This window comes from Sphingomonas oryzagri (genome assembly GCF_029906645.1).
Lineage (GTDB): Bacteria > Pseudomonadota > Alphaproteobacteria > Sphingomonadales > Sphingomonadaceae > Solisphingomonas > Solisphingomonas oryzagri.
Map to the genome: position 1 here is coordinate 1,470,966 of NZ_JARYGZ010000001.1, position 11,972 is coordinate 1,482,937.

14 protein-coding genes are annotated in these 11,972 nt (G+C 66.8%); 5 read left to right on the forward strand and 9 right to left on the reverse strand.

Annotated elements, in window-relative coordinates; translation table 11 throughout:
- Positions 1 to 48 precede the first annotated feature (48 nt).
- The 8 genes from rplS to QGN17_RS07105 form a co-directional block, all read right to left on the reverse strand.
- On the reverse strand, positions 49 to 429 hold the full coding sequence (rplS, locus tag QGN17_RS07070) for a 50S ribosomal protein L19 (protein ID WP_281043789.1): 381 nt from the start codon (positions 427 to 429) through the stop codon (positions 49 to 51).
- The gene (gene trmD / locus QGN17_RS07075; protein WP_281043790.1) at positions 426 to 1,172 is read right to left on the reverse strand and encodes a tRNA (guanosine(37)-N1)-methyltransferase TrmD; all 747 of its coding nucleotides are present in this window, start codon (positions 1,170 to 1,172) and stop codon (positions 426 to 428) included. Before trmD ends, rplS begins: the two co-directional genes overlap by 4 nt.
- On the reverse strand, positions 1,169 to 1,495 hold the full coding sequence (locus QGN17_RS07080) for a hypothetical protein (protein ID WP_281043791.1): 327 nt from the start codon (positions 1,493 to 1,495) through the stop codon (positions 1,169 to 1,171). The genes trmD and QGN17_RS07080 overlap by 4 nt, the downstream gene beginning before the upstream one ends.
- Positions 1,492 to 1,803, reverse strand: a complete 312-nt coding sequence (locus QGN17_RS07085) for a hypothetical protein (protein WP_281043792.1) — start codon at positions 1,801 to 1,803, stop codon at positions 1,492 to 1,494. Before QGN17_RS07085 ends, QGN17_RS07080 begins: the two co-directional genes overlap by 4 nt.
- Complete coding sequence (gene rimM / locus QGN17_RS07090) at positions 1,800 to 2,294, reverse strand: ribosome maturation factor RimM (protein ID WP_281043793.1); 495 nt, start codon at positions 2,292 to 2,294, stop codon at positions 1,800 to 1,802. Before rimM ends, QGN17_RS07085 begins: the two co-directional genes overlap by 4 nt.
- Positions 2,295 to 2,430: 136 nt before the next feature.
- Positions 2,431 to 2,871 (reverse strand): 30S ribosomal protein S16, encoded by a 441-nt coding sequence (gene rpsP, locus QGN17_RS07095; protein ID WP_281043794.1) that lies wholly within the window; start codon positions 2,869 to 2,871, stop codon positions 2,431 to 2,433.
- A gap of 44 nt (positions 2,872 to 2,915) precedes the next feature.
- The gene (ffh, locus tag QGN17_RS07100) at positions 2,916 to 4,415 is read right to left on the reverse strand and encodes a signal recognition particle protein (RefSeq protein ID WP_281043795.1); all 1,500 of its coding nucleotides are present in this window, start codon (positions 4,413 to 4,415) and stop codon (positions 2,916 to 2,918) included.
- Positions 4,416 to 4,600: 185 nt separating this feature from the next.
- Entirely contained in the window at positions 4,601 to 5,635 is a 1,035-nt protein-coding gene (locus tag QGN17_RS07105) for an alpha/beta hydrolase fold domain-containing protein (RefSeq protein WP_281043796.1), read from the reverse strand.
- A 144-nt stretch (positions 5,636 to 5,779) separates the two neighbouring features.
- Here QGN17_RS07105 and QGN17_RS07110 point away from each other — a divergent pair, with 144 nt between their 5' ends.
- The 5 genes from QGN17_RS07110 to QGN17_RS07130 all read left to right on the forward strand — a co-directional run bounded on the left by QGN17_RS07110 (position 5,780) and on the right by QGN17_RS07130 (position 11,162).
- Positions 5,780 to 7,417, forward strand: a complete 1,638-nt coding sequence (locus QGN17_RS07110) for a putative bifunctional diguanylate cyclase/phosphodiesterase (protein WP_281043797.1) — start codon at positions 5,780 to 5,782, stop codon at positions 7,415 to 7,417.
- Positions 7,418 to 7,464: 47 nt separating this feature from the next.
- Positions 7,465 to 8,283, forward strand: coding sequence for a diaminopimelate epimerase (gene dapF / locus QGN17_RS07115; protein WP_281043798.1), 819 nt, complete (start codon positions 7,465 to 7,467; stop codon positions 8,281 to 8,283).
- Positions 8,284 to 8,333: 50 nt separating this feature from the next.
- Positions 8,334 to 9,542, forward strand: a complete 1,209-nt coding sequence (mtaB, locus tag QGN17_RS07120; protein WP_281045167.1) for a tRNA (N(6)-L-threonylcarbamoyladenosine(37)-C(2))-methylthiotransferase MtaB — start codon at positions 8,334 to 8,336, stop codon at positions 9,540 to 9,542.
- The gene (gene ftsY / locus QGN17_RS07125) at positions 9,539 to 10,483 is read left to right on the forward strand and encodes a signal recognition particle-docking protein FtsY (protein WP_281043799.1); all 945 of its coding nucleotides are present in this window, start codon (positions 9,539 to 9,541) and stop codon (positions 10,481 to 10,483) included. Before mtaB ends, ftsY begins: the two co-directional genes overlap by 4 nt.
- A gap of 67 nt (positions 10,484 to 10,550) precedes the next feature.
- Positions 10,551 to 11,162 (forward strand): septation protein A, encoded by a 612-nt coding sequence (locus tag QGN17_RS07130; protein ID WP_281043800.1) that lies wholly within the window; start codon positions 10,551 to 10,553, stop codon positions 11,160 to 11,162.
- 50 nt (positions 11,163 to 11,212) lie between these two features.
- On the opposite strand, the gene QGN17_RS07135 is transcribed toward QGN17_RS07130, so the two are convergent.
- Entirely contained in the window at positions 11,213 to 11,839 is a 627-nt protein-coding gene (locus QGN17_RS07135; protein ID WP_281043801.1) for a superoxide dismutase, read from the reverse strand.
- Between the last annotated feature and the right edge of the window lie 133 nt (positions 11,840 to 11,972).

Consider the following 11,972-nt stretch of genomic DNA (forward strand, 5'->3'; position numbering starts at 1 on the left):
CGGTTCCCCGCCGACGCCCTTCCGATAAGGCTCTCGCGAACCGAAGGCTTACGCCTTCGCGGTCTCGCGGTTGTCCTTGCGCTCGGCGATGCGGGCCGACTTGCCGGTGCGGCCGCGCAGATAATAGAGCTTCGCGCGACGGACGGCGCCCTTGCGCACCACCTCGATCGTATCGACGTTGGGCGAGTAGAGCGGGAAGACACGCTCCACACCTTCGCCGAACGAGATCTTGCGGACGGTGAACGACGAACCCATGCCCTTGTTGGCGCGCGCGATGCACACACCCTCGAAGGCCTGCACGCGGGTGCGCTCGCCTTCGACCACCTTCACGCCGACGCGCAGGGTGTCGCCGGGGCGGAATTCCGGAATCTTCTTGGTCTCGTTGAAATGCGCGATGGCCTCGGCCTCGAGCTGCTGGATCAGGTTCATGACTTCTCGTCCCAGTCTTCGTGCCGCGCGCCAGAGGGCGACCGACCCGGAGTGCCACCGTGGCGCTCCCAAAGGTCCGGCCGCCTTAGCCGTGTGATGGCCTCGGCCTCGCGTTTCCGCCAGGCCGCGATCCTCGCATGATCCCCCGATCGCAGCACTTCGGGGATCGTGCGCCCTTCCCACTCCTGTGGTCGGGTATAGTGCGGATATTCGAGCAGCCCCGTCTCGAAGCTCTCGTCGTCTCCGCTCGAAGCGGCGCCCATTACGCCGGGAAGCAGCCGGATGCAAGCGTCCAGAAGCGTCAAAGCGGCCATTTCGCCGCCCGAGAGGATATAGTCGCCGATCGAGACCTCCTCGATCTGCCGCGCGTCGAACAGCCGCTGGTCGATCCCCTCGAACCGCCCGCAGAGAATGATCGCGCCGGGGCCTTGTGCCAACTGGCGGACGCGGGCCTGCGTGAGTGGCGCGCCGCGTGGCGTCATGGCGAGGACGGGGATGCCCGGATGGCGCGCAACGGTGGTGTCGAGCGCCAATGCCAGCACGTCGGCGCGCATCACCATGCCCGCGCCGCCGCCTGCGGGCGTATCGTCTACGGAGCGATGCCTGTCAGTCGCGAAATCGCGAATCTGCACCACATCGAGTGACCACTTGCCCTCCGCCAGCGCTCGCCCGGCAAGGCTGATGCCCAGCGGCCCTGGAAACATCTCCGGATAGAGCGTCAGGACGGTGGCGACGAAGGTCATAGCCGGCTCAACCAGCTTTGGCTCAGGAAAACGGCCACATATCCAATAACGAACATGACAGCGGAGAGCATGATACCGAACATGCCCGCTGCGGTTGCCATGCCACAGGCATCAACTCCGCATCTCTCGCGAGGCGCATTGGCGGCATCGACGATGACGACGACGCTCGAGAGACAACCGAGAAGCGGCAATGGAAGCGCCGAAAGCATGGCGAGCCGATGCCGTGACCACGACGGCCGAAGGCGACCGAGACAATAGCCAGAGACACTTGCCACCACCGCCACGACAAAGACGATAAGAAGGAAATACAGGCTGTCCATCATCGCTGCGTCCAGCGGATCACCATGCTCGCGAGGATCACGCCGATCAGCCAAAGGATCGCATAGGCAAAGAAGAATTCCGCGACCGGCCCGGTCGAGACGCTATCCGCCGGAACGCCCTGCTGTTGCAGACCGCGCACGTAGGAGATGCTGACGATCAGGAAGAGCAGGATCGGCACCGCCGCCGGCGCCACGAACCGATAGGTCTGCGCGCGCGACGGGAAACGGCGCGCCACGACCAGGGTCAGCGCGACGGTGAAGCAGAATTGCGTCGCCAGCACGACGAAGAAGAAAATGGCCGGGCCGCTCATGCTTCCACGAACTCCGCATGCACCCGGATCGGCGGGCCAAGATCCTCGACGCCGGCCTTCACCGGCACGAGGAAGCGGCGGCCGTCGGGGCGCTCGATCTCGATCAGGTCGCCGGCGCCGTAATCCATGACGTCGACCACCTTGCCCAGCGCCTCGCCGGTGGTGGAGAGACAGGCCTCGCCGATCAGGTCGGCGTGATAATATTCGTCGTCGCCCAGATCGGGCAGCGACGCGCGCGGCACGGCGATCTGGGTGCCGCGCAGCGCCTCGGCGGCGTTGCGGTCGCTCACCTCGGCGAAGCGCGCGACCGCGCCGTTGGGGCCGGGGCGCACCGACTTGAGCGTCAGCGTGCGGGCGCCCGCGATCAGCGACGGATAGCGCGCCAGATCGTCGGTGAAGAGCTTGAGGCGCACCTCGCCCGATATCCCATGCGCGCCGATCACGGCGGCCAGGGTGACGAGCTTTTCGTGCGATTCAGACTGGTCAGGCAAAGCAAACTCCGTTCGCACTGAGCGAAGTCGAAGTGCGGGCTGCAAGCGCCGCGCCTGTGGCCCGTCCTTCGACTTCGCTCAGGACGAACGGAGGAATGGCGCCCGCCCCCCCGGAAGGCGGCGGGCGCCCGAAGCATTACACCTCGGTGGTTTCCTCGGCGGCCGGAGCCTCCTCGGCGGGGGCCTCCGCAACCGGCTCTTCCTTCGGCTTGGCGGCCTCGGCGGCAGCCTCGGCAGCGGCAGCGGCCTTCGCCTCGCGCTCCTCGGCGCGCTCCTTGGCCTTCTCGCCCGGCTCGGCCTTCTTCGGGTTGTTCTTCGCGGCGCGCTCACGGACGCCGGCGGCGTCGAGGAAGCGGGCGACACGGTCGGTCGGCTGCGCGCCGACGCTCAGCCAATGCTTGGCGCGATCGGCGTCGAGGATGACACGCTTCTCGTCGCCCTTCGGCAGCATCGGGTTGTAGGTGCCGATCTTCTCGAGGAAGTGGCCATCGCGCGGCGCCGTCGAGTTGGCGACGACGATGCGGTAATAGGGGCGCTTCTTGGAGCCACCACGCGACAGACGGATCGAAACGGACATTCTCTTCTTCCTTCTTCAAATCAATGGCCTGACGGCCAAACTTCTCACTTCTTCTTCATGAAATTCTGGAAGCCGGGCGGCAGGTTCTGCCCACCGGGGAGGCCGGGCAGACCACCCAGCCCGCCGCCACCGCCGAGGCCCGGCGGCATGTCGCCCCCCGGACCGCCGGCACCGCCGAGGCCACCCATGCCACCACCGCCCATGCCGCCCTTGCCGAACATCGCGGCGAGGCCCTTGAGGCCGCCCATCTTCTTGATCTTCTTCATGGCGGTGGCCATTTCCTGATGCATCTTCAGGATCTTGTTGACCTCCTGCACGGTGGTGCCGGAGCCCTTGGCCACCCGGATCTTCCGCTTGGCATTGAGCAGTTCGGGCTTGGCGCGTTCCTTGGGCGTCATCGAACCGATGATCGCGTCCATGTGGATCAGCACCTTGTCGTCGACCTGGCCGTTGGCCATGGCGTTCTTCACCTTGGCGACGCCCGGCAGCATCGAGGCGAGCGCGCCGAGGCCGCCCATCTTGCGCATCTGGTTGAGCTGGCTACGCAGGTCGTTCAGGTCGAACTGGCCCTTGCTCATCCGCTCGGCGAGCTTTTCGGCGTCTTCCTGCTTGATCGTCTCGGCGGCGCGCTCGACCAGCGACACGACGTCGCCCATGCCGAGGATGCGGCCGGCGACGCGGCCCGGCTGGAACAGTTCCAGCCCGTCCAGTTTCTCGCCGGTGCCGACGAACTTGATCGGCTTGCCGGTGACGGCGCGCATCGAGAGCGCCGCACCGCCACGCGCATCGCCGTCCATGCGGGTGAGCACGACGCCGGTGAGGTTCACCTGTTCGGAGAAGCTCTTGGCGACGTTGACGGCGTCCTGGCCGGTGAGCGAGTCGACGACGAGCAGGATCTCGTCCGGCTCGGAGACGGAGGCAACCGCCTTCATCTCGTCCATGAGCGCCTGATCGACGTGGAGGCGGCCGGCGGTATCGAGCAGCAGCACGTCGAAGCCCTGCAGCTTCGCGGCGTTGAGCGCGCGCTTGGCGATGTCGACCGGCTGTTGGCCGGCGACGATCGGCAGCGTCTGCACCTCGGCCTGGGTGCCGAGCACCGCCAGCTGCTCCTGCGCCGCCGGGCGATTGACGTCGAGCGACGCCATCAGCACCTTCTTGCGGCCTTTCTCGCGCAGGCGACGGGCGATCTTGGCGGTGGTGGTGGTCTTGCCCGAACCCTGCAGGCCGACCATCATCACGATCGCGGGCGGGGTCACGTCGATCTGGAGATCGGAGGCTTCCGAGCCCAGCATCTCGGTCAGCGCGTCGTTGACGATCTTGACGACCTGCTGGCCCGGCGTGACCGAGCGGAGGACCGACTGGCCGACCGCCGCTTCCGTCACCTTGTCGACGAACTCGCGCACCACCGGCAGCGCGACGTCGGCTTCCAGCAGCGCGATGCGAACCTCGCGCATCGCCTGGCGCACGTCATTTTCGTTGAGCGCACCACGGCCGCGGAGTTTGTCGAAAACCCCACCCAGCCTTTCGCTCAGACTCTCGAACATGCGCCAAACTCCAATCTCACCAGCTCCAACGCACAAAGCGCCGGCGGGCGAAACTCGCCGGCCGGCGTGCGCCACCTCTCAGTGGGAAGCGCTGGAGCCATCACGATCCCGAGGGAACGATTGCGGCGGCCGATAGCGGAAGCGCGGGCGGATGGCAACCCGCTCGGGCTATCCGCCCGCTCGATCTATCGGAGCGTGCGGGCGAAGAACGCCGTCATGTCCTTCATCGCAGTCACGCTTTCTGGAACGTCCGGTCCGGCGAGATAGGTGGCGTGGCTCTCGCCTTCATAGACGATCAGCTCGCTATGGCGATCGGCATCGCGCAGCTTGCGATCGACGCGGATGGTGTTCGACAGGAACAGGTCGCGCGTCCCCGTCAGCAGCAGGGTCGGCGGAAAGGCCGCGAACGAGCCGTAGATCGGCGACAGTCGCGGATCCTTCAGATCCATGCCGTGCGCATATTGCGCGGCCGAGACGCTGAGATCGCCCTGATAGACCATCGGATCGGCGTAGCGGTTGGTGAAATAGCTGTCGCCCGTTTCCGACAGGTCAGACCATGGCGTGCCGGCGATGATCGCGTCGGGCACGCGGAAATGCTCGGCGATGGCGCGCTGCGTGACTTCGAGGACCATCGCGCCGCCGGTCGATGTGCCGAACAGGCCGATCTTCCGCCCCGGCCAGCGCTGCACGATCTGCTTCCACGCGGCGACCGCATCGTCTACCGGAACGGGGAAGGAAAATTCCGGCGGCATGCGATAGTCGATCGAGACCGTCCGGATCCCGCTCGCACCGGCGAGCAGGATGGCCTCCCCGACGCCAGCCTCGCCCGCGCCTGCCGTATAGGCACCACCATGGATGTGGACCAGCAGGCGCCCCGGCTGCATCTCCCGCCCGCGCGGCGCGATCACATAGCAATGCACGCCGCCGATCCGCTCCTCGGTCAGCGTCAGCCTGTATCGGTCGAGCAGCCTCACGACGTCCGCATGGGTCCGGGCGGGATCGGGATTGCTCCGTGCGATCCATCCCGCATTGGTCGTCGGCATCGATGCCGCAGGCTCGGATGGCGGCGCCTTGGCGATAGCGGCCTGCAGCTGTGGACTTACTGTCGAAGGAATGGGCAAATCGTAGGCCGGCACATGGCGGACCGGACCGGCATTCGCCCATCCTGCCGCCGAGATCGCCAGGTACGCGAAGCCCAGTTTCATGGCGGTGCGCGTCATCATCCCTCTCCGATACCGACCTTCGAGCGAGCCACTTCCGACGATCGCCAGGAGATTTCAACCGCGCGACGACCCATGCCTCTTTACCGGTTCTACACGCTTTCCAGCCAAGAGAGAGATTGCCGTGGCAGGGATATGGCGACGATGACGAGACGAAAGGGCGAGCAGAACAGCGCCGCGAAAGCGTTGAGCCGCGCCCGTCGCGATCTGGTCACCGGCGTGATCCTGATCGGTGGCCTGACCCTGCTCGTCACCAGCGGGTGGCACTATGTCGCATCGCTGGAACGCCTGCTCGGCAGCACCAGCCGCGCGCAGGAGCTGGCTTCCAGCGACCGCATCCTGATGGCCGGAATGCTGCTCAATCTCGCGCTGATCCTGTTCGGCTGGCGCCGCTACCGCGACCTCGTCGCGACCAGCAGCCAGCGCGACGAGGCGGAAGCCCGCGCCACCACCCTCGCCCGCACCGATGAGCTTACCGGCTTCCTCAACCGCCGCGCGCTGGCCGAGGAAGGCGCCGCCGCGATCGCGCTCGCCACCCGCCGCGACAAGGCGGTGGCGCTGCTGGTCGTCGATCTCGATCACTTCAAGACGGTCAACGAGGTGCATGGCCACCTCGCCGGCGACAGCATCCTGCGCTGCGCGACCGACATCATCCGCAAGGCGCTCCCCGCCTCCGCCGTCGCGGGGCGGCTCGATGGCGACGAGTTCGCGGTGCTGCTGCCGTTCGATCCGCGTCATGTGAACACGGTCGATTCGATCGCCGACTATATCGTGGGCGCACTCGCGCAGCCGATGATCGCCCGATCCGTGACAGCGCATATCGGCGCCACCATCGGCGTCGCGCGTACCGAGGCCGACTGCCATACGGTCGATGCGCTGCTTCGCCGCGCCAACATTGCGATGCAGGCCGCCAAGACCGCGGGACGTGGCCGCCACGCCTGGTTCGACGCGACGATGGAGCGCGAGCTGATCAGCCGCAACGCCATCGAGGCGGGCCTGCGCGAAGGCATCCCCGCCGGCCAGTTCGTTCCCTATTACGAGCCGCAGGTCGATCTCACGAGCGGCGCGATCATCGGCTTCGAGGTGCTGGCCCGCTGGGAGCATCCGACGCGCGGCATCATCCCGCCGGACAGCTTTATCCCGGTCGCCGAGGAATGCGGGCTGATCGCCGACATGTCGGTCTCCGTGATGCGCCGCGCCTTCACCGAGGCACGCGACTGGGATCCCTCGATCACCCTCTCGGTCAACATCTCGCCGGCCCAGCTCAAGGATCCGTGGCTGGCGCAGAAGGTCGTCAAGCTGCTGGTCGAGACCGGCTATCCCGCCAACCGGCTGGAGATCGAGATCACCGAAAGCTCGCTGTTCCAGAATCTCAGCCTCGCCCAGTCGATCGTCGGCAGCCTGAAAAATCAGGGCATCCGGCTGGCGCTCGACGATTTCGGGACGGGTTACTCCTCGCTCGCCCACCTGCGCGCTCTGCCGTTCGATCGCATCAAGATCGACAAGAGTTTCGTCACGGCGATGAACAAGGATCCGGAATCGATGGCGATCGTGGACGCCATCTCGAAGCTCGGCGAAAGCCTCAACCTGCCGATCACGGCGGAAGGCATCGAGGATCAGGCCATCTACGACTCCTTACGCAAGATGGGCCTGCACAAGGGCCAGGGATGGCATTTCGGCAAGCCGATGACGGTCGCCGCCGCCCGCCGCCTGCTGGCCGAGAAGGGCCTGCTGCCCAGCGCGCGCGCCGTCGTCGAGGAACCGCTACAACGCCGCGCCTGATAGACTTGGACATGGACTTGGGGAAAGCGCGCCCCTAGATGCGCGCGATGCGGCAGATTTTTCACAAGATGCACGGATTGGGCAACGACTTCGTCGTGTTCGACGCGCGTGACGCCGCGATCGCCATCACGCCGCAGCGCGCCCGTGCCATCGCGGATCGCCACTTCGGCGTCGGCTGCGACCAGCTGATCCTGATCGAACCGTCCGACGTGGCCGCCGCCCGGATGCGCATCTGGAATGCCGACGGGGGCGAGGTCGAAAGCTGCGGCAACGCCACCCGCTGTGCCGCCATCCTGCTCGGCGACGGCACGACGCTGGAGACGATGGGCGGCATTCTCGATCTGTCCGTGACCGACGGCGGCGCCAGCGTCGACATGGGGGCGCCGCGCTTCGACTGGGACGCGGTGCCGCTCGCCTATGCGATGGACACGCGCGCGCTGCCGCTGGCGTGGGACGGCGTGGAGACGATCACCCCGCCGATCGCGCTCAGCGTCGGCAACCCGCACGTCATCCTGTTCGTTCCCGATACCGATGCGCTGGACATCGAGGCGCTGGGCCGGCCGATCGAGCATGACCCGATCTTCCCCGAGCGGGTGAACGTCAACTTCGCCACGATCGAAAGCCGGACACGCATCCGCCTGCGCGTGTGGGAGCGCGGATCCGGCGCGACGCTCGCCTGCGGGACGGGCGCCTGCGCCACGGCGGTCGCGGCGATCCGATCCGGCCGCGCCGAAAGCGGCGTGACGGTGGCGCTGCCCGGCGGCGAACTGGTGATCGACTGGCAGCCCGGCGGCACGATCCGCATGACCGGCCCCGCCACCCACGTCTTCTCGGGCGAGCTCGATCTCGCCGCCTTCCCGGCGTGACCGAGATCGTCACCCTCGGCTGCCGCCTGAACGCGGCGGAGAGCGAGGCGATGCGCCAGCTGGCCGGGGATCAGGACGATCTCGTCATCGTCAACAGCTGCGCGGTGACCGCCGAAGCCGTCCGCCAGGCGCGCAAGGAGATACGCCGCGCGGCGAAGCTCCGGCCCGATGCGCGCATCGTGGTGACGGGCTGCGCCGCGCAGGTCGAGCCGGAGCGGTTTGCCACGATGCCGGAAGTCGCTGCGGTGATCGGCAACAAAGAGAAGTGGGACGCACGCCACTTCCTGCCCTCGGCCGAGCAGGTCCGCGTCTCCGACATCATGGCGGTGCGCGAGACCGCGCCGCACCTCGTCGCCGGTTTCGGCGAGCGCGCGCGCGCCTTCGTCGAGGTGCAGAATGGCTGCGATCATCGCTGCACCTTCTGCATCATCCCCTTCGCACGCGGCCCGTCCCGCTCGGTGCCCGCGGGGCTGGTCGTCGATCGCATCCAGGCGCTGGTCGACGAAGGCTATAACGAGGTCGTGCTGACCGGTGTCGACACCACCAGTTACGGGCCGGATCTGCCGGGCGACCAGAGCCTCGGCCACCTCGTCGAACGCGTGCTGAAGCTGGTGCCCGGCCTGCGACGGCTGCGCCTCTCCTCGCTGGATTCGGTCGAGATCGACGATCGCCTGTTCGATCTGGTGACCGGCGAGCCGCGGGTCCAGCCGCACCTCCATCTCTCGCTGCAGGCCGGCGACGACATGATCCTGAAGCGCATGAAGCGCCGCCACTCGCGCGCGCAATCGGTGGCGATGGTCGAGCGGCTGAAGGCCAGGCGACCCGACATCGCGATCGGCGCCGATCTGATCGCCGGCTTCCCGACCGAGACGGAGGCGCAGGCACTGAACGGCCTCGCTTTGCTCGACGATTGCGATATCGTCCACGCGCACATCTTCCCCTTCTCGCCCCGTACCGGCACGCCCGCCGCGCGGATGCCGGCACTCGACCCCGTGCTGGTCGCCGCCCGTGCCCGCCGACTGCGCGAGGCGGCCGAGGCGCGACGCCGCCGCTGGCTGGAGACGCTGGTCGGCACCGAACAATCCCTGCTGATCGAGCAGATCGACGGGCGCGGCCATACCGCCGGTTACGCCCCCGCCCGCCTCGCGTCCGGCGCCGCACCGCGCGGCGCCCTCACCAACGCCGTCCGGCGCGGCGATGTCGTCGCCATGCGCATCACCCATATCGAAGGCGAGATGCTCGTCGGAGAGGCCCTTTGAGCGATACCCGCAACACCCCCTGGCACGACAAGCTGGCCGCCGGTTTCCGCCGCACCGCCGAGCGGCTGGGCGGCAATCTCGACAGCCTGTTCAACAAGGAAAAGCTCGACCGGCAGACGCTGGACCAGATCGAGGAAGCGCTGATCGCCTCCGATCTCGGCCCCGTCACCGCCATGCGCATCCGCGACCGGCTGGAGGACGAGCGCTACGACAAGGATCTCGACGAAGCCGGCGTCCGCAAGGTCGTGGCCGAGGAAGTGGCCAAGGTTCTGCGCAAGGTCGCCAAGCCGCTGGAGATCGAGGCGTTCCCGCGCCCGCAGGTGATCCTCGTGATCGGCGTCAACGGATCGGGCAAGACCACCACCATCGCCAAGCTCGCGCATCTGCTGCAGGAGCAGGATTATCAGGTGATGCTGGTCGCCGGAGACACCTTCCGCGCCGCCGCGATCGGCCAGCTGAAGGTGTGGGCCGAGCGGATCGGGGTGCCGATCATCACCGGAAAGGAGGGCGGCGACGCCGCGTCGCTCGTCTGGGAAGGCGTGAAGCAGGGCACCGCGATCGGTACCGACGTGCTGATCGTCGACACCGCCGGCCGGCTGCAGAACAAGGCCGGGCTGATGGACGAGCTCAGCAAGATCCGCCGCGTACTCGGCCGTCTCAACCCGGCGGCGCCGCACGACGTGGTGCTGGTACTGGACGCCACCACCGGCCAGAACGCGATCAGCCAGATCGAGATCTTCGGCCGCGATGCCGGTGTGACCGGACTCGTCATGACCAAGCTGGACGGCACCGCCAAGGGCGGCGTGCTGGTCGCTGCGGCGGAGAAGTTCGGCCTGCCGATCCACGCGATCGGCGTCGGCGAGACGCTGGAGGATTTCCGCCCCTTCGATCCGGACGAGGTTGCCGGGCTGATCGCGGGCAGCAAGGCGAGCGTCAAATAAGCGTCAAGCACGTTCAGGATTGCGAAGGCCGACCGGTTCTATGCCGGCGGGAATGGAGAGGATCGCTTTGAACACCCCCGCCAAGCCCGAAGCCGGGCCGTTGCTGCGTCTCGCGCTCGATCTCGGGCCGCTGGTCGTCTATTTCGCGGCCTATTCGCTGACGGGGAAGAACATCTTCGCCGCCACCGGCATCTTCATGGTTGCCACGGTCGCCGCGATGATCTTCTCGCGCATCCGCTTCGGCTGGATCTCCGCGATGCAGTGGTTTTCCAGCGCGATGGTGCTGGTGCTCGGCGGCCTGACGCTCTGGCTGCACCAGGACTGGTTCATCAAGATCAAGCCGACCATCTATTACCTGATGGTATCGGGCATCCTGTGGTTCGGGCTGTGGACCGGCAGGCCGACGCTCAAGCTCGCGCTCGGCTCCGCCTATCCGGGGCTGGATGAGCGCGGCTGGGTGCTGCTGTCGCGCAATTGGGCCGTCTTCTTCATCGTCATGGCGATCGCCAACGAAATCGTCTGGCGCAATTTCTCGACGAGCGTCTGGATCGGCTACAAATTGTGGGGTGCGCTGCCCGCCACGATGATTTTCGCCGCCGCCAACGTGCCGATGCTGCTGAAGCACGGCCTGGGCGAAACCCCGGCGGAAGCGATCGCGGACGCTCCGCCGACGGAATGAGCGGGCCGACGGAATGAGCGGGGCAGCCCAAGCCGCCCCGCTCCTCGTCATCACGCCGCCGGCTGATCGGCGCGCGAAATGCCCTCGCCGTCGAGATTCTGCGACACGAAGTCCCAGTTCACGACGTTCTTGAGCACCTTCTCGGCAAAGTCCGGACGGGCGTTGCGATAGTCGATGTAATAAGCGTGCTCCCACACATCGAGCGTGAGCAGCGGCTTCATGCCCTCATGCACCACCGGCGTGTCGGCATCGTGCAGCGACGTCACCTTGAGCGCGCCGCCATCGAGCACCAGCCACGCCCAGCCCGACGCGAAGTGGCCGACGGCCTCTTCCTTCAGCTTGGCGATCAGCGCGTCCTGGCCGCCGAAATCGTCGATCAGCTTGGCGAGCTTCTCGCTCGGCTTGGTGGTGCCGGCCGGCGCCAGGCTGTTCCAGAAGAAGGTGTGGTTCCAGATCTGGGCGGCGTTGTTGAACAGGCCCTTGTCGCCCTTGTCCTTGGACAGGTGGATCACCTCGACGAGCGACTTGCCCTTCAGGCCCTTCTCGTCTTCCCAGCCATTGACCTTCTGGACATAGGCATTGTGGTGCTTGCCATGGTGATAGTCGAAGGTCTCGGCCGACATGATCGGATCGAGGGCAGTCTTCTCGAAGGGCAGCGGGGGGAGGATGAAGGCCATCGGGCGTCTCCTGGCTGGTTGGCAAAAAGGTTCGGCTCCCTAACGCCTGCCGATGCCAAAAGTGCAGCGAAATCGCCTGTTGCGAAACATTCTCACAGAACGGACACGAAACGAGGTAAGGCTGGAAGCGATC